General features: G+C 69.9%; 23 protein-coding genes. 11 read left to right on the forward strand and 12 right to left on the reverse strand.

Features of this window, described 5'->3' with window-relative positions; genetic code table 11:
• The 4 genes from VFI59_00360 to VFI59_00375 form a co-directional block, all read right to left on the reverse strand.
• On the reverse strand, positions 1-160 hold a 160-nt coding region (locus VFI59_00360; protein HET6712153.1), incomplete at its 3' end, for a TadE/TadG family type IV pilus assembly protein.
• A 224-nt stretch (positions 161-384) separates the two neighbouring features.
• Positions 385-1158: an LLM class F420-dependent oxidoreductase gene (locus VFI59_00365; protein ID HET6712154.1), complete on the reverse strand. Its 774-nt coding sequence runs from the start codon at positions 1156-1158 to the stop codon at positions 385-387.
• Positions 1159-1233: 75 nt separating this feature from the next.
• Positions 1234-1362: a hypothetical protein gene (locus tag VFI59_00370; protein ID HET6712155.1), complete on the reverse strand. Its 129-nt coding sequence runs from the start codon at positions 1360-1362 to the stop codon at positions 1234-1236.
• Complete coding sequence (locus tag VFI59_00375; GenBank protein ID HET6712156.1) at positions 1359-1868, reverse strand: plastocyanin/azurin family copper-binding protein; 510 nt, start codon at positions 1866-1868, stop codon at positions 1359-1361. Before VFI59_00375 ends, VFI59_00370 begins: the two co-directional genes overlap by 4 nt.
• 58 nt (positions 1869-1926) lie before the next feature.
• Here VFI59_00375 and VFI59_00380 point away from each other — a divergent pair, with 58 nt between their 5' ends.
• A complete protein-coding gene (locus VFI59_00380; GenBank protein ID HET6712157.1) occupies positions 1927-3405 on the forward strand; it encodes an MFS transporter in 1479 nt (492 codons plus the stop codon).
• 437 nt (positions 3406-3842) lie between these two features.
• On the opposite strand, the gene VFI59_00385 is transcribed toward VFI59_00380, so the two are convergent.
• Positions 3843-5132, reverse strand: coding sequence for an MFS transporter (locus tag VFI59_00385; protein ID HET6712158.1), 1290 nt, complete (start codon positions 5130-5132; stop codon positions 3843-3845).
• Positions 5129-5572 carry a MarR family transcriptional regulator gene (locus tag VFI59_00390; protein HET6712159.1) on the reverse strand — a complete coding sequence of 148 codons (444 nt, stop codon included), beginning with the start codon at positions 5570-5572 and terminating at the stop codon, positions 5129-5131. Before VFI59_00390 ends, VFI59_00385 begins: the two co-directional genes overlap by 4 nt.
• 130 nt (positions 5573-5702) lie before the next feature.
• Between VFI59_00390 and VFI59_00395 the strand changes: the two genes are divergently transcribed.
• Both VFI59_00395 and VFI59_00400 read left to right on the forward strand, forming a co-directional pair.
• Positions 5703-6173, forward strand: coding sequence for a hypothetical protein (locus VFI59_00395; protein HET6712160.1), 471 nt, complete (start codon positions 5703-5705; stop codon positions 6171-6173).
• A 24-nt stretch (positions 6174-6197) separates the two neighbouring features.
• Entirely contained in the window at positions 6198-6944 is a 747-nt protein-coding gene (locus VFI59_00400; GenBank protein ID HET6712161.1) for a methyltransferase domain-containing protein, read from the forward strand.
• Here VFI59_00400 and chrA read toward each other — a convergent pair.
• From chrA to VFI59_00415, 3 genes are all read right to left on the reverse strand, one after another.
• Entirely contained in the window at positions 6930-8297 is a 1368-nt protein-coding gene (gene chrA / locus VFI59_00405) for a chromate efflux transporter (GenBank protein ID HET6712162.1), read from the reverse strand. The genes VFI59_00400 and chrA overlap by 15 nt on opposite strands.
• Before the next feature lie 195 nt (positions 8298-8492).
• Positions 8493-9074, reverse strand: coding sequence for a DsrE/DsrF/DrsH-like family protein (locus VFI59_00410; protein ID HET6712163.1), 582 nt, complete (start codon positions 9072-9074; stop codon positions 8493-8495).
• Between the two features lies 1 nt (position 9075).
• The gene (locus tag VFI59_00415) at positions 9076-9309 is read right to left on the reverse strand and encodes a sulfurtransferase TusA family protein (GenBank protein HET6712164.1); all 234 of its coding nucleotides are present in this window, start codon (positions 9307-9309) and stop codon (positions 9076-9078) included.
• Between the two features lie 335 nt (positions 9310-9644).
• Here VFI59_00415 and VFI59_00420 point away from each other — a divergent pair, with 335 nt between their 5' ends.
• Positions 9645-11234 carry an ABC-F family ATP-binding cassette domain-containing protein gene (locus tag VFI59_00420; protein ID HET6712165.1) on the forward strand — a complete coding sequence of 530 codons (1590 nt, stop codon included), beginning with the start codon at positions 9645-9647 and terminating at the stop codon, positions 11232-11234.
• Here the strand turns inward: VFI59_00420 and VFI59_00425 are convergent.
• A complete protein-coding gene (locus VFI59_00425) occupies positions 11231-12028 on the reverse strand; it encodes a hypothetical protein (protein HET6712166.1) in 798 nt (265 codons plus the stop codon). The genes VFI59_00420 and VFI59_00425 overlap by 4 nt on opposite strands.
• An 87-nt stretch (positions 12029-12115) precedes the next feature.
• Between VFI59_00425 and VFI59_00430 the strand changes: the two genes are divergently transcribed.
• Complete coding sequence (locus VFI59_00430; GenBank protein HET6712167.1) at positions 12116-13657, forward strand: choice-of-anchor Q domain-containing protein; 1542 nt, start codon at positions 12116-12118, stop codon at positions 13655-13657.
• On the opposite strand, the gene VFI59_00435 is transcribed toward VFI59_00430, so the two are convergent.
• Positions 13650-14237 carry a S26 family signal peptidase gene (locus VFI59_00435; protein ID HET6712168.1) on the reverse strand — a complete coding sequence of 196 codons (588 nt, stop codon included), beginning with the start codon at positions 14235-14237 and terminating at the stop codon, positions 13650-13652. The genes VFI59_00430 and VFI59_00435 overlap by 8 nt on opposite strands.
• Between VFI59_00435 and sodN the strand changes: the two genes are divergently transcribed.
• The 3 genes from sodN (at position 14149) to VFI59_00450 (ending at position 16802) form a co-directional block, all read left to right on the forward strand.
• The gene (gene sodN, locus VFI59_00440; protein HET6712169.1) at positions 14149-14541 is read left to right on the forward strand and encodes a superoxide dismutase, Ni; all 393 of its coding nucleotides are present in this window, start codon (positions 14149-14151) and stop codon (positions 14539-14541) included. The two genes, VFI59_00435 and sodN, sit on opposite strands and share 89 nt — an antisense overlap.
• Positions 14542-14859: 318 nt before the next feature.
• Entirely contained in the window at positions 14860-15840 is a 981-nt protein-coding gene (locus tag VFI59_00445; protein ID HET6712170.1) for a DUF933 domain-containing protein, read from the forward strand.
• Between the two features lie 296 nt (positions 15841-16136).
• On the forward strand, positions 16137-16802 hold the full coding sequence (locus tag VFI59_00450; GenBank protein ID HET6712171.1) for a LiaF domain-containing protein: 666 nt from the start codon (positions 16137-16139) through the stop codon (positions 16800-16802).
• Positions 16803-16858: 56 nt separating this feature from the next.
• On the opposite strand, the gene VFI59_00455 is transcribed toward VFI59_00450, so the two are convergent.
• On the reverse strand, positions 16859-17332 hold the full coding sequence (locus VFI59_00455; protein ID HET6712172.1) for an N-acetyltransferase: 474 nt from the start codon (positions 17330-17332) through the stop codon (positions 16859-16861).
• Between the two features lie 40 nt (positions 17333-17372).
• Here VFI59_00455 and VFI59_00460 point away from each other — a divergent pair, with 40 nt between their 5' ends.
• From VFI59_00460 to modA, 3 genes are read left to right on the forward strand one after another with little or no spacing between them, the layout of a single operon-like run.
• Positions 17373-18614, forward strand: a complete 1242-nt coding sequence (locus tag VFI59_00460) for an MFS transporter (GenBank protein HET6712173.1) — start codon at positions 17373-17375, stop codon at positions 18612-18614.
• Positions 18615-18624: 10 nt separating this feature from the next.
• A complete protein-coding gene (locus VFI59_00465; GenBank protein HET6712174.1) occupies positions 18625-19017 on the forward strand; it encodes a helix-turn-helix transcriptional regulator in 393 nt (130 codons plus the stop codon).
• A gap of 50 nt (positions 19018-19067) precedes the next feature.
• Positions 19068-19835: a molybdate ABC transporter substrate-binding protein gene (modA, locus tag VFI59_00470; GenBank protein ID HET6712175.1), complete on the forward strand. Its 768-nt coding sequence runs from the start codon at positions 19068-19070 to the stop codon at positions 19833-19835.
• The last annotated feature ends 2 nt before the right edge of the window (positions 19836-19837 follow it).

Consider the following 19837-nt stretch of genomic DNA (forward strand, 5'->3'; position numbering starts at 1 on the left):
TGCGCAGGTTCTGCATCTTCATGAAGGCGACGCCGAAGTAGAGGATCCCGAAGACGATCATGAACAGCAGCGGCGCGATCAGCGCGAACTCCACCGCGGATGCGCCGTCCTCTCGACGGAGGAGCCGCTTGCGCGTGCCCCCTGCTCGTTGGTCCTTCATCGCCCTAGTCCTTCCGGTTCGATCGAGGTCGCTCCCGGAGATGCCCTGTAGCGCTCCGACGGGGAACGTGTCCCTCGATGCGTATGGGAAGGGTGGCCGACACGCGGTAGGCCTCGCTACCGCCAGGCGACCCACACGCGAAGGCCGATGGTCGCGAAACACCGGTCCGCGGACGCCTAGGCCGAACGGCTGAGGATCGAGACGGATGACCCGGTCGGCGGCTGCTATCCGCGCATGTCGAGCAACCGCTGCACCGGTGCGAGATCGAACGGTGTCGACTGCTTCGTCCCCAGTTGGACGATCAGGTGCTGCGCGCCGGCCTCGAGGAACGCCTCGGTCTGGTCGATCTCGTGGGCCTCGATCAGCACCGTGCGCTCGACCTCGGCCGGGTCACGACCGACCTGCTCGCACCACGAGTCGAGGACGGCGTTCTTCCGGGCGTAGGTCTCGGGTGGTCCGAAGCTGTTCCACGCGTTCGCGTGCTCGGCGACGAGGCGCAGGGTGACCCTCTCCCCACCGCCGCCGATCAGGATCGGCATCGGGCGACGGACCGGCGGCGGATCGAGCTTCCCGAGCCGCGACTCGATGCGTGGCAGCGCGGCCGCGAGCGCGCGCAGGCGGTCGGGCGCCGTGCCGAACTCGTAGCCGTACTCGTCGTAGTCGCGCCGGAACCACCCCGCGCCGATGCCGAGGATCAGGCGACCGCCGCTCAGGTGGTCGACCGTGCGGGCGACGTCCGCGAGCAGATCGGGGTTGCGATAGGAGTTGCAGGTGACGAGCATGCCGAACTCGGCGCGCTCGGTGTCGCAGGCCATCGCCGCGAGCAACGTCCACCCCTCGAAGTGGTGGCCGTCGGGCCCGTCGTAGAGCGGGAAGAAGTGGTCCCACGTCCAGATCGAGTCCACGCCCAACGCGTCGGCCTCGCGCCAGCCCCATCGGAGGTTCTCGATCGAGGTCAGCTGCGGATGGAACTGGGCACCTACCTTGAACCGGGCCACGCTGTCCCCCTCGTCACCTCTCGGGACCTGAGTCGGGTCCCGTCGGGTCGACGCTACCGCAGTCGGGCGGGAACCTCAGCCGACCGAGATCGACGAGACCGGAGACCACCTCGAGGACCCGTCCGTCGCGGCGTCGCGCATGCGGGCCCGGAAACGGTACCGGCCGGTCTTCCACGGTTCGAACGACTCCTTGCGGATCGTCACCCCGCTGCGCCACGTGCTCCACGCCGACCCCGGCCGCTTGACCTGCACGTCGTAGACGTGGTCGCCGGTTGCAGCCGAGGACGCCCACACGAGCGTGAAGAAGTCGTGCTTGCGACCGGTCGACGGGTCGCCCGCATCGGCGCGGAGACGCGCCCGGCCATGCCCGCGTGGGGCGTGCAGACGAAGTGGTAGACGCCGGCCGCCTCGTAGGTGAACGACAGGCTCGGGCCGCTGCCCGGAGGGACGTTGCCCGAATCGAACAGCTCGAGGCCCGAGCTGTCGGTCGCGGTATGGGTGACGTCACCCGCGAAGTCGAAGGTCACGGTGTCCCCGCGCCCGATCGTCGGGGCGGCGGGATCGAAGTAGAAGTCGTGCGCCTCGATCGACACCTCGGCGCCAGACGCGGCGCCGCGGGCCTCTGGTCTCGCGGCAGCGGCGGTCCCGATCGGCAGCACGGCGGCACAGGCCGACACGATCACCACCGCCAGCCCGATCCCCCGGCGCATCCATCGAGTATCGGCGCCAGCGGGGGCACGACTGGAGCCTCGCCCTACGATGCTCGGGATGAGCGCTTCCCCGACAGCCGGCCTCGGCAGCCCGCGAGACGCTCTGCGCCACGAGGACTTCCGTCGGCTGTTCGCGATGCGGCTCGTCAGTCAGTCCGCCGACGGGCTGATCCAGGCGGCGCTCGTGGCTTCGCTCGTCTTCTCTCCCGAACGCGCCACCACCGCGGCGAGCTTCGCGCTCGCGTCCGCGATCGTGATCGTGCCCTTCTCGGTCATCGGCCCGTTCGTCGGCGTCTTCATCGACCGCTGGTCGCGCCGGCGCATCATGGTCGTGGCGCCGTTGCTGCGAGCCGCGCCCGTGTTCCTCGTGCTTGCGAACCCCAGCCGCCAGTCCGCCCTCTACTACGGCGGGGCGCTCTTCGTGACGTCGGTGAACCGGTTCTTCCTCGCGACCGCCCAAGCGGTCGTGCCCCGCCTCGTGCCGACCGAGGACCTGCTCGCGGCGAACTCGATCGCCACGGTCGGCGGCACGGTCGCCCTGCTCGTCGGCGTCTTCGCCGGCGGGCTCGTCGCCGACGCGTTCGGCACGGTGGCGATCGTCTTCCTCGCCGCCGCGATGTGGGTGGTCGCCTCGACGCTCGCGCGGAGCATCCGAAGCGACCTGCGCCCGCTGCTGCTGCCCGAGGCTCCCGAGTTACTACGCCACCAGGTGCGGCGGGTGGGGGTGGAGTTCGTGGACGGGCTGCGCCACATCGTGCACACGCCCCGAGCCGTCGGGCCGATCACCTCGATCGGGCTCGACCAGATCGGGCAGGGGCTGATCCTCGTGCTCGCCCTGGTCGTCTTCCGGGAACGGTTCGAGCAGGGCGTCGGCTCGTTCTCCTGGCTGATCGGGGCGGGCGGCGTGGGCGTGTTCGCAGGCCTGGCGACCGTCGGCGCGCTCGACCGCCGGTTCCCCCGCGAACGCATCATCGCGGGGGCCTTCGCCGTGGGTGGTGTGGCGATCCTCGGCGTCAGCCTGGTCGTCCGGCCCTGGACCTTGTTGGTCGCGAGCTTCGTGGTGGGGCTCACGTTCGCGTGGAAGAAGGTCCCCGTTGACACGATGGTGCAGGAGGCGGTGCCCGACGGCCTGCGCGGTCGCGTGTTCGCCGCCTATGACGTCGTCTACAACATCGCGCGCCTGACGGCCGCGTTGCTCGCGGTCCCCCTGCTCCCGGCCGTGGGCGAACAGGGCTCCGCGGCGCTCGTGGGCATCGCGTTCCTGCTGTGGGTGCCGGTACTGCCGCGATGGCTCGCCCGAGCTCCGGAGATCCGCCTGCGGTTCGTCGAGGGAGCGAGGGCCGAGGAGTGGCCACGAGCCGTGGTCTGGGGCGGCGTCGAGGAGCCGGTCGAGGTCCTGCGTACCGCGCTCGACGAGCACGAGGGGGTGCGTGTGCGTCGGTTCCGGCTGTCCCTGGCGGACGGGACCGTGATCGACGTGAGCCGCGACGAACCCGACGGTGACTGGCGCATCGACCGTGAGCTCGTCGACGAGTAAGCGCCTGGGCGATGCCACGGTTCCCTTACGTCAGCATACGTAGCCCTGCTTACCTAGGGCACGGTAGGTAGTTTCCCCGTGTCATAGGTATAGACCCCGAAGTGATCCGGGCGCACCATGTGCCCCGAGAAGAGGGACCGACGGACCCTGGAACGGACGGCAGGCGGGCGGATGGGCGATCACACTGAGCACTCGGTCGGAACCGTCAGTGGATGCTCCCACTGCACCCAGATCGCGTACGAGCCGGGGTGGTACGCCTCGCTCCTCGCCTTCTCGCGGGGCGGCGAGATCGTCTGGTTCGGCGGAGCCGCGTCCCTCACAGCGTAGCCCGGGATCCCCCTCGCGGGCTTACGGGGTCGGAGTCGGCCGGGAACGCGCCTCCCTCGAGGTGACTCCCGCGCCGCCTCCGGCCCGATACACATCTTCCACGACGAGTCCTATCGCGCGGGGATGGCCGACCCCGCGCCGGTATCGAGCCCCTCGTTCGCCTGCGTCTGACCGTCCCCGATCGCGCGGCGTCGCGCGGCGAGCAGGGTGAGCCCGAGCGCGACGGCCACGAGCCCGCTGATCGCGAACCCGACCCGGGCGCCCAGGTGCTCGCCGATCACGCCGGCGATCGGAGCGCCGATCGGGGTCGAGCCGAGGAAGACGATGCCGTACAGCGCCATCACCCGTCCTCTCGCCTCAGGCCGGGCGTTGAGCTGCAGCATCGTGTTGCCGGTGATCATGAACGCCATGATCGTGAAGCCCATGGGGATCATCGCCGCGCCGGCGAGCCAGAGCGTCGGCGCGAGCCCGGGCACCACGAGCGAGACGCCGGCGGCGACGGCCCACATGGCGAGGTCGCGCATGCGCGGCTCGGAGACGCGGCTCGCCATCACGATCGCCCCGAGGAAGGATCCGACGCCGGCGAGGGCCGAGAGCGCGCCGAACGTGCCCGCGTCGCCGCCGAACGTACGCTCAGCGAGCAGCGGAACGAACACCGCGAAGTTGAACGAGACCGTGAACACCACTGCCATCGCGAGCAGCGGGCGTCGAAGCTCGTCGGTCGCCCACACGTACCTCAGACCTGCGACGAGGTGACCTCGCTCCCGCGTCGAGCGCTTCTGCGGATGCAGCTCGGCGGGGCGCATCGCCGCCAGCGCGATCAGCACGGCCGCGTACGACAACCCGTCGATCAGGAAGCACGTCGCGATGCCGACCGTCGCGATCAGCACCCCGGCGATCGCGGGGCCGAAGATGCGCGAGCCGGTGAACGCCGCGGAGTTCAGGCTCACCGCGTTGCGGACGTGTTCCTCGCCGACCATCTCGATGTAGAAGCTCTGCCGTGACGGGTTGTCGATCGCCGTGACGACCCCCGACGCCAGCGAGAGCGCATAGACCATCCAGAGCACGGCGACGTCGGACGCGACGAGCGCCCAGAGCGCGAGTGCGACGACGCCGTAAGCGGCCTGCGTGAGCATCAGGATGTGCCGCTTGTCGAAGCGGTCGGCGAGCACGCCGCCGTAGGCACCGAGCAGCAGCACGGGCAGGAAGTAGAGAGCGACGTTCGCACCGAGCGCCGTGCCGCTGTCGGTGAGCTGCAACACGAGCCAGGCGCTCGCGGTGAAGTTCATCCACGTGCCGATCGCCGAGACCGTCTGGCCGAACAGGTACAGGCGGAAGTTGCGCGACGTGCGCACCGACGAGAACGTGCGGCCGATCGCCGCGGTCACCTTGGGGCTCACGACCCCGCCTCGGTGATGCGGTCGAGGATCTCAGCCGCACGCTCCAGCGTGGCGAGATCCTCGGCATCGAGCTTGCGCAGCCGCTGGGCGAGGTATCGATCGGTGCGGCGGCGGACCGTGCGCATCAAGGAACGGCCCGTGGGCGTGAGCTGCACCCATGCGATGCGGCGGTCCGCCGGGTCGGGGGTGCGTTCGACGAGACCCTCATCGACGAGGGCGCCCAGGATGCGCGTCACCGTGGGCTTGCGAACCTGCTCGTGCGCGGCCAGGGCGCCGGCGGTCATCGGGCCGTGGCGCTCGATCGTGGAGAGTGCGGCCAGCAGGGTGGGCGAGATGCCGGCCTGGCTCTCACGCCGCAGGGTTCGTGAGGCGCGGAACACCGACAGTCGCAGGTGGGAGGCGAGGCCTGGGAGGTCGATGGCGGGGGGTGCGGCGGGCATGACCTCCACGATAGTTCACGTCGCTAACTACCGTCACACCCGTGCTGCCGATCCGTGGGTCCGCGCCCGAGCGAGACTATCGTGGCGGTTCGGCGAGCCCGACCCAACGCAGGCATCGGAGAGACGCGCGATGGATCCGAGGCATAACGGACACGGGAAGCGCGAGACACCCGGCGTCGCCCGGCGGTGGCGGATCGCGATCGTGATCGCGATCGTGCTGCTCCTCGCGCTGGCGCTCGTCGGCGGCTTCCTCTTCCTCACCGGCAACGACGATCCAGAGCCTTCGCCGACGCCCGTCGCCGGTGGCGCGGTCCACGTCGTGGACCTCCCGGCTCGGCGTGGTTCCGGGGGTAGGGTCGAGGTCATGAACCATGCCGACCACGAGCCCGGCACGGTTGAGGAGTGCCCGGACTGCCGGGCCCTGGCCGTGGAGCCCGGGTGGTACAAGTCGCTGCGCGAGGAACGCGTGTCGGCAGCCCGCCTCGACCGGGTGCGCGTGCCCAAGGCCGGCGAGGCCGACGTCGACGTCGTGATGGCCGAGGTTCCCGCCCGACCCGACGTCGAGGTTCTCGACCTCGAGACCGCCCACCGAGACGAGTAGCACACCGTCGGTACCCTTGCTGCCGTGACCCGCGACTGGAACGCCGCCGCGTACGACCGGCTGCCGATCCCGATGACGCGGTGGGGCGAGACCGTGCTCGGATGGCTCGCTCTCGAGGGCGACGAACGCGTGCTCGACGCCGGGTGCGGCACCGGGCAGGTCACCGCGGCGCTGCTCGAGCGGCTCCCGAGTGGCGAGGTGGTCGCCCTCGACGGCTCCGCCTCGATGATCGACCGGGCACGTGAGCGACTGGGCGAGGATCGCGTGGCCTACGTCGTTGCCGACCTGCAGCGCCCGCTGCCGATCGAGGAACCGGTCGACGCGGTGCTGTCGACGTCGACGTTCCACTGGGTGCTCGACCACGACTCCCTGTTCCGTAACCTCGCAGACGTGATGCGCGCGGGAGCGCAGCTCGCCGCTCAATGCGGGGGTGAAGGCAACATCGCTTCGGTCGAGGCGGCGCTGCGCGACATGGGCGAGGGGTTCGTCGGCCACAAGCACTTCGCAGGCCCAGACGAGACCCGGACGCGCCTCGAGGCCGCCGGCTTCGTGGACGTACAGACCTGGCTGCACGAGGAACCCTCGCCGGTGCCCGGGGAGGACCTCGAGCCCTACCTCGAGGCGATCTGCCTGGGCGATCACGTGGAGGGCATGGCGGAGGACGAACGTCGCCGCTTCGTGCACGAGGTGGCGACGCGGATGCCCGCGCCCGTGATCGATTACGTCCGGCTGAACATCCGGGCTCGACGGGGTCGGTCAGTTCCCGAGTAGTCCATACCAGACGAATCCGGCGAGCGCGCTGACGGCGATCACGGGCAGCACCTTCCAACGGAAGCGCCACAGACCCACGAACGCGACCGCGGCGACGGCCGTCGCGAAGACGTCGATGCTCGACCACACCGGCGAGGGAACGTCGAACCGGCCGAGCAGCCTGGCCGTGCCCACGTCCTCGAACAGAGTCGCGATCGCGAACGTCACGGCGAGGTTGGCGATCACGCCGACCACCGCGGCCGTCACCGTCTCGAACGCGGCGGCGAGACGACGGTTCTCGCGAAGCCCCTCGACGTACGGCGCGCCGAGGAAGATCCATAGGAAGCAGGGCGCGAACGTTGCCCACACCGCCACGAGCGCGCCGAGGGTGCCGGCGACGAGCGGATCCAGCTCCCCAGGGTTCTGATACGCGCCCACGAACCCGACGAACTCGAGCACCATGATCAGCGGGCCCGGGGTGCTCTCCGCGAGGCCCAAGCCGACGACCATCTGACCGGGCAGCAGCCATCCGTAGGTCTGCACCGCCGCGACGTTCACGTAGGCGAGCACCGCGTAGGCACCACCGAACGTGACGAGCGAGGCCCGGGTGAAGAACCACCCCATCTCGGTGAGGGTGTCGCCGGGTCCACGCCAGGCGGCGACCAGCGCGATCGGCACGAGCCAGACGAGGAGGCCGAGCATCAGGGTGCGCACAGCCCCCGCCCTCGAGGGCACCGTGTGGGCAGCCCGCGGGGCATCGTCACGGATCGCGATACGTTCCTGCTCCTCGAGCTGGTGGGCGACGCCGACGTCGAAGAGGTCGGGACGGACCGGGCCGCCCGCGAAGCCGATCAGCAGGGCTCCGAGCACGATCAGCGGAAACGGCACGTGGACCACGAGGATCGCGACGAAGGCTCCGATCGCCACGGCCAGCATGAGGCCGTTCGCGAGCGCCCTCCTGCCGATGCGGATCGTCGCGGCGGCCACGATCGCGATCACCGCCGGCGCGAGCCCGGCGAAGATCGCGCTCACCCACGTGACGTCGCCGTGCACGGCGTAGAGCCAGCTCAGGCCGAACATCACGAACACGCTCGGCAGCACGAACATCACGCCGGCGACGAGCCCGCCCTTCACGCGATGCAGGAGCCAGCCGATGTAGATGGCGAGCTGCTGGGCCTCGGGGCCGGGCAGCAGCATGCAGAAATTCAGGGCGTGGAGGAACCGGCCGTTCGACACCCACTTCCGGCGATCGACGACCTCCTCGTGCATCAAGGAGATCTGGCCTGCCGGCCCACCGAAGTTGATGAACCCGAGCTTGGTCCAGAAGCGGGCAGCCTCCCTGAACGAGACGCCGTGCTCGTGGGGGTCGGCCATGGTCACGGGGCGAGTCTATGGGCCTCGGGTGAGAGGCCGAGCCTTCCATTGGCTTTGGCCGGCGACTTGGCAGGGATCTCCGTGTTCCCACGCAGGCAGAACTACGGAGGTCCTTGCCAAGCTGCGTCGAGCGAACGCCACCCCGTCCCTCGGTCCGGCCGAAGCCCGACCGGGGCCGACCCCGCTGACGGCCCTCTAGATGAACAGCGAGACAGCGGCGTCACGCATGTTCGCGAGCGCGGTCGCCGCGCCGATCGGCTCCTCGAGCCCGTCGATCAGGTCGGACCGCTTCAGCCCGAGCAAGTCCATCGTCATCTGGCACGGGATCAGCCGCACGCCGAGGTCCTGCGCGGTCTCGATCAACTCCTCGGGCGCTGCGACCCGGCGATCGCCGGCGAGCTTCTTGAACATCGCCGGTCCGGCACCGGCGAAGTTGTAGTGCGACAGCTTCGCCTTCTGCGCCGATCCGGGGTTCATCGCGCTCATCATCTTCTGCATCCAGTTGTCGCCTGTGAGGCGCACCCCGGGCTTCACGATCGCGAACAGGCCCCAGAAGGTAAAGAACACCGTCGACTCCATGCCGCTGGCGGCGGCCGTGGTGGCGAGGATCGTGGTCGGCCAGATGCGGTCGAGGTCCCCGCCCCAGGCGATGATCGTCAGCTTGTTCGTCTTCTTGACGGCGCCCGATGACGCCTCTTCCAGCGCCTCGATGCGAGCCAGGAGCTCGGCGTAGGTCGGCTCGGCTCCCTCGAGCACCCGGTCCTCGGTCGTGGCCACGTCAGACCTTCCGCACGAGGTAGCGGTATTCGCCGTCGGCCTCGTTCGACTCGAGCAATTCGTTGCCGCTGATCTCGGCCCAGCTCGGGATGTCGGAGCGAGAGCCAGGATCGGTCGCGAGCAACTCAAGCAGGTCGCCCGAGGACGCTTCCTTCAGCGCCTTGGCGAGGGTGACGAGCGGCCCGGGGCACGACTGGCCCCTGGCATCGACGATGGTGGAAACGGTCGTGAACACGGGTGCACCTCCGGTGCGGTGGTGGGACGAGGAGCGGAGCGGTGGAGCGCGCGGCGCGAAGCGCCGTCCCTGGTCAGCAGGAACAGCAGATGCGATCGGGGATCATGGCCCCCACGATGCCGGCTTCGCGCGTGCAGATCATTTGCAGGTGCAACAGTTTAGACCACCCCGGTGTTCCCGGGCAAACGAATGACCGGAGCCCGTATCGCGGTAGGCTGGCCACACATGAGGCGCTGATCCGACTAGGACCGCTCGTCGCGTGCCGGGGATTCGGCGCGCCCGTCCACCGGAGTCGTCTCGTGTCCAGTTCCTCGTCTCAACTCTCAGCCCGTTCCGTGTCCAAATCGCTTGGCGGCATCGTCGTGCTCGATGACGTCACTCTGCGGGTCGGACCTCGCTCGCGGATCGGACTACTCGGGCCGAACGGGGTGGGCAAGTCCACGTTGCTGCGGATCCTCGCGGGCGTCGAGGTGCCGGACGAGGGGCAGGTCGAACGCTCTCCTGCATCCCTCACCGTGGGGCTGCTCGATCAGGAGCCGGGCGGGGCCGCGGGGGAGACCGTGGACACCTTCCTCGCGAGGCGCACGGGCATCGACACCTTAGCCGCCACTCTCGAGGCCGCCTCGGCGGCGATGTCGGACGACCTCACGAGCATCGAAGCGTACACGGAGGCGCTCGAACGGTTCGACCGGCTCGGGGGACACGACTTCGATAGCCGAGCTTCGGCGATGGCAGCCGAGCTCGGACTGCCCGATCTCCAGACCCCGATGGACACCCTGTCGGGAGGACAACGCACCCGTGCGGCGCTGGCGGCGATCGAACTCGCTCGCGTCGACGTGCTCCTGCTCGACGAGCCGACGAACGACCTCGACGCCGAGGCGCTCTCGCGGCTCGAAGCGTTCGTACAGGCGTTCCCCGGTGGCATCGTCGTGGTCTCACACGATCGAGCTTTCCTCGATACCTGCCTGCACGGCTTCCTGGAGTTGGATGCCTTCACGCGCCGGGCCAGCGGGTTCACCGGCACGTTTAGCGAGTACGTGGCCGAACGCGAGCAACGACGCAGACAGCAGCGCATCGCCCACGACGCCGCGGTGGCGGAACGCGCTCGGCTTCAGCGGCGTGCCCATGAGTTACGACGGGAAGCCGTCAGCGCCGAGGGGCGCGCCAGACGCTCCGACGAGCCGGACAAGTTCGTCCGCTTCGCGAAGATCACACGCGCCCAGGGCCACGCATCGGGTGCCGTCAGGCTCGAACGCCAACTCGAGCGCATCGAGGTGCCCGACGCGCCGAGGAACCGATGGACCTTGCACATCGACCTCGCCCCCGTGACACGGGGCGGCGATGTGGTTGTCCGCCTGACCGGCGCCGTCGTCGACCGTGGATCGTTCCACTTCGGCCCCCTGGACCTCGATATCGCCCGCGGCGACCGGGTGGCGCTCATCGGGCCCAACGGCAGCGGGAAGACGACCTTGCTGAGGACGATCGCCGGTGAGCTGCCGCTCACGGCCGGGCGACAGACGATCGGTCCCAGTGTCGTGCCCGGCGTGCTCGATCAGGACCGCGCGCCGTTCCTGCGAGGCGAGGACTTGCTCGCGATGGTCGCTCGCGCATCGGGCTTGACGGGCGCCGAGGCGCGATCGCTGCTCGCGAAGTTCGAGCTGGAGGCCGACGACGTCACGAGGCCGTCCGAGGAGCTCTCGCCCGGGGAGCGGACCCGAGCGATGCTCGCGGTCCTCGCGGCCCGACGCACGAACCTCCTGCTGCTCGACGAACCCACGAACCACCTGGACCTCGACGCGATCGAACAGCTCGAGCACGCGCTGTCCGACTTCGACGGTACGTTCGTGATCGCGACGCACGACCGGCGATTGCTGCAGACGATCGGCGTCACCAGAGCGATCGAACTCGGCCGTGAGACCGGCTAGGGCACCGCGGGGGTGGTCAGGCAGCCTTCCGAGCGACCGAGTCGACTCAGACCCTCGAGGTCGCCCGGACCGAGGCCGGCGACCCCTCCCCCGGCCGGATGCATCAGCTGACCGCGCTCGTCGACGTGATCGAGGCCCATCACGTGCCCCCACTCGTGCAACACGACCGGTCCCTGAGCGTCCGGGAAGCCGAAGCCGGGAGGGTTCGGGTCGTCGGCGTTGATCGCGATCCATCCGCTCACGATCACGTCGGCTCCGCGCGGGGTGAACGGCGCCGCGACACCAGCCGCGACCTCGCCGTCGCTGTCGAACGACACCGACGACGTGTCGGGGTCGACCCAGGTGACGAGCACCGGCGCCCATCGATCGCCGTAGCGATCGGCCTGCACCATGTCGCGGCGGCGTACCAACACCTCGTCGGTCAGCCCGTCGTAGAAGAACGTGATGCCGGTCGCCGCGGAGATCCGACGCACTGATTCCTGCACGTCGTCGAGCGACCCGACGGGGGCCTCGGCGACGTTGACCACGTAGTGTACGGGCTCACACGGATTCCATCGGACGGGATCTCCGTCGAGGTCGCGCGCGATGAACCGGTACTCGTCGGTGTGTTCGGACGGGTCGTAGCGGATCACGAACGACGTGGCCAGCCCGCCGAGCATCATCACGATCGTGATCAGCGCGGATCCGACGATCCAGGCCGGGAAGCGTCGGCGGGGCGGCAGCGGCTCGAAGGGTGGCCAGGCCTCCGGCAGGAGGTCGGGGCGAGGCGGCACCGGGGGAAGCGTCGTGGTCAAGGGAGGCTCCTCGCGAAGCGGGCGCTACCCATGCATCGTAGGGGAGGTCCGCGGTCTTGAGGACGGCCGCTCGATACCATCGGCGCCGTGAACCTGCGCACCTCCGTCGGAGGTCTCGGTCCCCTCGCGCTCGTCGTCGCGGTGAGCGTCGCGTGCATCGCGTCGGGGGCGCTGCCTTCGGCGGCGCACGAGGACGACGAGACCTTCCGAGTGAATACGACCTTCGACGGGTTCGACGGCGTGTGCGACGAGCACTGCTCACTTCGGGATGCGATCGCAGCGGCCGCCCCACGCGACACCGTGCGGGTGCCTCCCGGGTTCTACGCGTTGACGTTGACCGGGAGCGGCGGCGTCGGTCGAGGGGACATCGATCTGCGCTCGGCGATCACGATCGAGGGTGGAGGCGAGACCGGGGTCTTCATCGACGCGTCGTCGCTCGGGCAGCGAGCCTTCACGCTCGGGACGGCGACCGTTGGCAAGCGATACGTGCTGGAGGGGCTCACGATCTTCGGGGCGCACGATCCGTCGACCGACGGAGCCGCGGTCAAGCTGGTGGGCGGAACCGGCGTGCTGAACCGCGTGACGGTCTCCGGCTCGCAAGGCGGGCACGGCGGGGCGGTCTGGACCGGCCTCGGCACATCGCTGAGGACGACTGATTCGCTCTTCATCGGGAACGCCGCCGCCGGCACCGGCGGAGCGATCCACAGCGAGGGGGCCCTCTCGGTCGAAGGGGTGTCGGTGACGGGCAACACCGCGACCGACGGAGGCGGGATCTCGGCAACGGGGTCGCTCACGAAGATGGCGGCCTCGACGATCGCGGGGAACACCGCGACGGGATCCGGCGGTGGGCTGTACCTCGACGGACCAGCCGAGTTGTCCTCCATGACGATCGCGGAGAACGAGGGCGCACGCGGCGGCGGGATCCGGCGCCCGTCGGCGGCGGCTGGCGACGCGACCGTCCGCTCGTCGATCGTCTCGGACAACACGGCGGCCGACGGACGTGACTGCTCGGGGGACCTCGGCTCGCTCGGTGGGAACGCGGGCTTCGCGACGAGCTGCGGCCTCCGGGCGCCGACCGATCGCACCGGCGACGATCCGCAACTGCGACGGCTCGGGCCCAACGGCGGGCCGACCCCGACGATGGCGCTCCGCCCGTCGAGCCCGGCGATCGGGAGCGGGATCGAGTGCTCGCGCCGCGACCAGCGGGGCGCCCCGCGCGACCGGCGGTGCGATGCCGGGGCCTACGAGCTCGTGCGATGCCTCGGCAAGTCCGTGAACATCGTGGGCACACCCGACGAGGACGAGCTCAGCGGTGGCCGCAGGCCCGACGTCTTCCTCGGCATGGGTGGCGACGACGAGTTCCAGGGTTCGATCGGGAAGGACCGTGCGTGCGGCGGTCCTGGCAACGACCTGCTGATCGCGGGGCCGGGCGAAGACCGGTTCGACGGCGAGACGGGGAACGACCGCGTGAAGGGTGAATCCGGCGGCGACTGGATCTGGGGCGGAGCCGGCCGCGACCGGCTCGTCGGGGGCCCCGGCGACGACCAGTGCCAGGCCGAGCGGCGCGACCGCGACCCCAGAGGCTGCGAGATCCTCGTGACCGGGGCGGCCCGGCGGACCGCTACCTGACCCGGCGCCGCCGGTCGGGCGGCCAATACACGAGCAACACCTTCGCCTTCAGCTCGTCGGCGCGCACCGGTCCGAACTGGCGCGAGTCCGTCGACGCCGGCTCGTAGTCGCCGACGACCCAGTACTCGTCGTCGGCGAGCGTCCGGTCGCCGACGCGATCGCCGGGCATGCCCACGATGCGCTTGACCATCTCGTAGCCGGGCCGGCCGGGATGCTCCACCACGACGACGTCGTCGCGCTCGTACCGCGACGGGCTCGCGACCATCGCCCAGTCGCCAGGGGCGAGCGTCGGCGCCATCGATCCACCCTCGATCTCGACCCGTGAGGGCTTCCAGCGGAGACAGGCCCACGCCACCCCCGCCGCCGCTACGGCTGTCGCGCCGAGCCCGGCCACCCGTTTCCGACCGCGATGGTAGGTTTCGATCGAACGGGAACCGGAGACCGTTCCGTCGGAACCGCCGGTTCCATCGTCGGAAGAAGGAGGGCCATCCATGTTGGAAGCATTCCTCAAGCCGCACCGCCGCGTCCACGCACACTGCGACCTGCCGTGCGGTGTGTACGACCCGGCGCAGGCCCGCATCGAGGCCGAGTCGGTCAAGGCGTGCCAGGAGAAGTACCAAGGCAGCGACGACGACGTCTTCAAGGAGCGTGCGGTCTCGATCAAGGAGGAGCGCGCCGACCTGGTCAAGCACCACCTGTGGGTGCTGTGGACCGACTACTTCAAGCCCGAGCATCTCGAGAAGTTCCCGGAGCTGCACGAGAAGTTCTGGCAGGCCACGAAGCTCGCCGGCGACTCGAAGAAGTCGCAGGACCCGGCGCAGGGCCAGCAGCTGCTCGACGCGGTCGACGAGATCGGCAAGGTCTTCTGGGAGACCAAGAGCTAGCGCTGAACGGTGAGAGCCGGTGGGCCGGGGCCGTCGGATCCCCGGCCCACCGGACGATGCGCCCCCTCGGCGCACACTCGGTGCCGGACCTGGTCGAACCACACCCGTCCAGCTCCCGGGCCGCGGGCAGCCCGGGAGCGGACCTGGCGGAGCGAGGTGGGTCTGGCGGCACCCCGCCCCGCCCGGTCTCGTTCGTACCATCGGCTCCCGGGCCCGTTGCGGCGCATGGGACCAAGGGCGGTTCGTAGGGTCCGATGGGCCGAACCGCGCCCCCGGCCGAACGGACCCGCGAACGCCCCCTGTTAGGCTCGCCGACCGATGAGGGACGTGGGCCTGGTCGGGGTGGCGTACAGTGGGAAGTCCACGCTGTTCACCGCCCTCACCCGAGCCGGATCGCACGGCGGACAGGCCAACGTCGCCGTCGTCTCGGTGCCCGACGCTCGCCTGCAGGTGCTCACCGAGATGGAGCGATCGGCCAGGACCGTTGCGGCGCAGGTGCGGTTCGTGGACATCCCCGGCGGTGTGTCGAGCGCCCAGGGCATCGCCAAGCTGCGCGAGGTCGACGCGCTCGCGGTCGTGCTCCGCTGCTTCGGGGCCGACGCCGCGCCGCTCGACGAGCTGGAGACGGTCCGTGCGGCGCTGCTGCTCGCCGACCTCGGCGTGATCGAGAGCGCGCTCGAGAAGGCGGTCAAGAAGGCGCGCCAGAAGCCCGGTCTCGAGGTCGACGCGTTGCAGCGAGCGAAGGAGGCTTTGGAGGCCGAGACGCCGCTGCGCGACGCCGGCGTGTCCGACGAGGACGCCGTGCACCTTCGGGGCATCGCGCCCCTGACCCTGAAGCCCGAGGTCGTCGTCGCGAACCTCGAGGAGGGTCTCGAGGTGCCGCCGGAGCTCGCCGTCGCCGGAGCGGTCGGCGTGTACGCCTCGATCGAGGCCGAGACCGCCGAGATGGACGCCGACGAGGCCCGCGCGCTGCTCGAGGAGTTCGGCGTGTCACAACCGGGGCTCGAGACCGTGATCGAGGCCTGCTACCGAGCGCTCGACCTCATCACGTTCCTCACGACCGGTGAGGACGAGACCCGCGCGTGGGAGGTCCGGCGCGGCGCGAAGGCTCCCGAGGCGTCGGGCGTGATCCACACCGACCTCGAGCGTGGGTTCATCCGGGCCGAGGTGATCGGCTACGGCGAGCTCGTGGCCGCCGGTTCCATGGAATCGGCGAAGGCTGCGGGCAGGATCCGCGTCGAGGGCAAGGACTACGAGGTGCAGGAAGGCGACATTTTGCACGTGCGCTTCGCGGTCTGAGGATCAAACATCCCGATGCCTGACCCCTCGCACGCCACGCCGGACAGCTCGCTCGTGATGCCGACCCGTTCCACTCCTCCGCATTCAAGCGTGGCACCGGGGCAACCCTTCGGACAGCAGGAACCGCGGGGCCCGTGGTCCGGGCGGACCCCGATCGAGCACCCCCCACCCGCCAGCCGATCGAGATCCTCGACCCTGCAGATCGGCAGACCTCCCGAGAGCGGGCGGAACGGCCCGCGTGACCTGCACCCCATCGAGCGCACACTGGAGATGGAACGAGCCGGGAGGTGACGCACATGAAGCCCATTCGGATCTGGATCGGAGTCGTGTTCCTGACGCTCGGCGTGCTCGGCATCCTCGACGCGACCGGGGCGCTCGAGTCGACCCAGTTGATTGACGACTGGTGGCCGATCGCGGTGATCGGACTGGGAGCGATCGGGATGGTCGCCGAGCGCCGGATCTCGCTCGGTCCGTCGATCGTCGTCATGATCGGACTCCTGCTCCTGGCGGGTCAGCAGGGCTGGGCCGACGAGGACCTGTTCGGGCCGGCGATCCTGGTCGCGATCGGGCTCGTCGTGCTCTCGGGCCTGTGGAGCCGGGGACGGGAACGGACCGCAGACGGTGAGAACTCGCTCGTGATGTTCGGAGCGACGAAGATCAAGGATCGGTCGGAGCACTTCGACCACGCCGACGTGTCAGCCGTCTTCGGCGGCGCGACGCTCGACCTGCGTCAGGCACACGTCGACCGCGACGCGTCGGTCGATGCCCTCGCGCTGTTCGGCGGCGTCGACGTCGTCGTGCCAGAGGGATGGCGGGTCGCGATCGAAGGAACGCCGATCTTCGGTGGCTTCGAGGACAAGACGAAAGGCGAGCCCGAGCTCCCTGCCGACGCTCCGGTGCTGAACGTGCACGCGACCGCGATCTTCGGGGGGGTCGACGTCAAGAACTCGATCGATCAATGAGGCTCTCGTCGTGACCGTGGCTGGCCGGGCGGCGGGCGGCGGGCGGAGGCCGAAGCTCAGCCACCTCTGTAGTCGACGCGCGAGAACGGCCAATCGGAGTCGAGCCAGTCCGAGACCGCGTTCCAGAGCGCCGTATCCAGTTCTGCACGGGATGCGCGGACCCACGACTCGACGCGTGCGTCGTGATCCTCGTCCTTCGACGGGTAGATGTAGACACAGCCGATCACCTCGTCGGTGTCGGGGTCGAGCACGGAGTACGTGAAGCCTCGCCTGGCCGCGAAGTCGGCCGCGTGGCGCTGCAGATCGCCCAGGTTCTCCTCGAGCGACATCGGGCGCGGCCATGGTGCATCGCCGTCTTCGTCCGCGTCGCTCTCTTGGAACCCGGGGGTGGCTCGGATGCGATCGATGCTCGAGGACCAGGCCTCATAGTCCCGCTCGTTGTGCTCGGGACCGAGGGGTTCCAGGCGCATCCCGGGGTGCCACAGTCCGGAGGGCGCCTCGAAGTCATCGGGTACGAAGGACTCGGCCATGTCCCGAGTGTGGCAGGTCGGTCGGTTGCATACTCGCCGCATGAACACCGACCGGCGATCCGATACCGCCGCCACCTCGACCTGGTTCAACCCGGGCGTCCGCTCGATCGGGCTGGCGAGCTTCCTCTCCGACGTGGGGCACGAGATCCCGACGTCGCTGCTGCCGAGCTTCCTCACCGTGACGCTCGGGGCGCCTGCGTCGGCATTGGGGCTGATCGAGGGCATCGCCGATGGAGCGGCCGGGGTGGCGAAACTCGTCGGAGGGGCGCTCGCCGACGACCCGGAACGCCGGGCGAAGGTCGCGGTCGGCGGCTACGCGATGACCGCGGTCCTCTCGAGCGGCGTCGGCCTGGCCACCGCCCCGTGGCAGGTCGCCGTGCTCCGGACCGGCGCCTGGGCCGCGCGCGGCGTCCGCGGCCCCAGCCGCAACGCCATCCTCGCCGACGTTGTGCCGGCCGAGGCGTACGGTCGTGCCTACGGGTTCGAGCGCATGGCCGACAACCTCGGCGCGATCGTCGGCCCACTCATGGCGATCCCGTTGATCGCGGTCATGGGCGTGCGCTCGGCGATCGTGGTCTCGATCGTCCCCGGGTTGCTCGCAGCGCTCGCGATGCTCATGGTTGTACGGCGCGTTCGAAGGCCTACCGCGCAGGAACGGCGCCCGATCCGGTTGCAGGTGCGCCCGGTGCTGCGAGGCGGACTCGGACGGCTGTTCGCCGGCATGGGTGCGTTCGAGTTCGGGAACTGCGCGGCGACCCTGCTGATCCTGCGAGCCACCGAGCTGCTGGAACCCGGCAGGGGGCAGGACCGCGCAGCCAGCATCGCCGTGCTGCTCTACGTGGCGTACAACGTCGCCGCGACGCTCACGAGCCTGCCCGCCGGGCACCTCGGCGACCGGCGAGGCACGCGGCTCGTGCTGCTGGGAGGCACCGGCGCGTTCCTCGCCGCCTACCTGGTGTTCGCAGGCTCCGGCGCGAGCATCTCCATGCTCGCCGCGGGATTCGTCCTTGCCGGCGTCGGCATCGGAGCCGCCGAGACCGCCGAGCATGCCGCGGTGGCTGCGCACGCGCCCGAGTCGATCCGCGGCAGCGCCTTCGGATTGCTCGCCGCGCTGCAGAGCACCGGGAACCTCGCCGCGAGCGCGATCGCCGGTATCCTCTGGACCGTTTCGTCTCCCACGGTCGCGTTCCTCTGGCTCGCCGCGTGGATGCTCACCGCCGCGATCGCGTTCCTCACGATGCCGCGTGACGGCACTCGCACGCCCGCGCCGGTCGAGGGGTAGCCTGCGGGCGATGAGCGACGCCTATCGCATCGGTGAGGCCGCCAGGGCGCTCGGGGTCCGAGTCGAGACCCTGCGCCGGTGGGAGCGCGACGGCAAGCTCCGCATGGAGCGCACGGCCGGAGGCCAGCGCACGGTGCCGACATCGGAGGTCGCGCGGCTGCTCGCCGACCGCCGACACGAGGAACCGATCGCCGCGGCGAGCGCCCGGAACCGCTTCCCGGGCGTGATCACCGAAGTGAAGCGCGACCGGCTCGCGGCAACCGTGGAGATCCAGGCCGGGCCTCACCGGGTGCTCGCCTTCATCACCCGGGAAGCCGCGGATCAGCTCGGACTCGAGCCTGGCATGGAGGCGGTCGCCACGGTGAAGGCGACCAGCGTCATGGTCAATCTTCTGAACGAGTAACGCCAGCTTTCACTACTTATCAGTCGTTCAGAACCTGGTATCGTGCGCGGATGCGACGCGTACTCTCGCTGGCTATCATCCTGCCGCTGCTCGCCGGCTGCGGTCGTACCGGTACTACCGACGAGGCGACCGAGCTGACCGTGTTCGCGGCCTCGTCGCTCACGGACGCGTTCACCGAGAAGATCGGACCGGCCTTCGAGGCCGAGCACGAAGGCACGACGGTCGTGTTCAACCTCGCCGCCTCCGATGCGCTCGCCGCTCAGATCCGGAGCGAGGGCACGGCCGATGTGTTCGCCAGCGCCAGCGGCACGTGGATGGACGCCGTCGACTATGACCCCGGCGTGAGCGATCGCACGGACTTCGTGCGGAACCGGCTCGTGATCATCACACCGCCCGAGAACCCTGCCGGGATCACATCGATCGATGATCTCGGGAGCGACGGCGTTCAGCTCGTGCTCGCCGCCGAGGGCGTCCCGGTCGGCGACTACGCACGCGAGGCCCTCGCCGACGCCGGCATCGGGGGTGCGGCCGAAGCCAACATCGTCTCGAACGAGGAGGACAATGCGAGCGTCGTGGCGAAGATCGCGTCCGGCGAGGGCGAGGCCGGCATCGTGTACTGGTCCGACATCTCGGTAGCCGCGGGAAACGAAGTCGTCGCGGTCGAGATCCCCGACGACCTGAACGTGATCGCGACCTACCCGATCGCGGTCGTCACGGGTGCCGCGGATACCGAGCTCGCCTCGGCGTTCGTGGTCTACGTGACCGGTCCCGACGGGCAGGCAGCCCTCGAGGAGTACGGGTTCATGCCCGTCACCTGATC

Source organism: Actinomycetota bacterium (assembly GCA_035697485.1).
In the GTDB taxonomy this organism is placed as follows: Bacteria; Actinomycetota; UBA4738; order UBA4738; family HRBIN12; genus JAOUEA01.

Bases quoted from the DNA above. Each gene is read 5' to 3' on its own strand.
- VFI59_00375 (HET6712156.1), bottom strand. From the start codon at position 1,868: ATGCGCCGGGGGATCGGGCTGGCGGTGGTGATCGTGTCGGCCTGTGCC.
- VFI59_00380 (HET6712157.1), top strand. From the start codon at position 1,927: ATGAGCGCTTCCCCGACAGCCGGCCTCGGCAGCCCGCGAGACGCTCTG.
- VFI59_00390 (HET6712159.1), bottom strand. From the start codon at position 5,572: ATGCCCGCCGCACCCCCCGCCATCGACCTCCCAGGCCTCGCCTCCCAC.
- VFI59_00395 (HET6712160.1), top strand. From the start codon at position 5,703: ATGGATCCGAGGCATAACGGACACGGGAAGCGCGAGACACCCGGCGTC.
- chrA (HET6712162.1), bottom strand. From the start codon at position 8,297: ATGGCCGACCCCCACGAGCACGGCGTCTCGTTCAGGGAGGCTGCCCGC.
- sodN (HET6712169.1), top strand. From the start codon at position 14,149: ATGTTGGAAGCATTCCTCAAGCCGCACCGCCGCGTCCACGCACACTGC.
- VFI59_00435 (HET6712168.1), bottom strand. From the start codon at position 14,237: ATGCGGGCCTGCGCCGGGTCGTACACACCGCACGGCAGGTCGCAGTGT.
- VFI59_00445 (HET6712170.1), top strand. From the start codon at position 14,860: ATGAGGGACGTGGGCCTGGTCGGGGTGGCGTACAGTGGGAAGTCCACG.
- VFI59_00450 (HET6712171.1), top strand. From the start codon at position 16,137: ATGAAGCCCATTCGGATCTGGATCGGAGTCGTGTTCCTGACGCTCGGC.
- VFI59_00455 (HET6712172.1), bottom strand. From the start codon at position 17,332: ATGGCCGAGTCCTTCGTACCCGATGACTTCGAGGCGCCCTCCGGACTG.
- VFI59_00460 (HET6712173.1), top strand. From the start codon at position 17,373: ATGAACACCGACCGGCGATCCGATACCGCCGCCACCTCGACCTGGTTC.
- VFI59_00465 (HET6712174.1), top strand. From the start codon at position 18,625: ATGAGCGACGCCTATCGCATCGGTGAGGCCGCCAGGGCGCTCGGGGTC.
- modA (HET6712175.1), top strand. From the start codon at position 19,068: ATGCGACGCGTACTCTCGCTGGCTATCATCCTGCCGCTGCTCGCCGGC.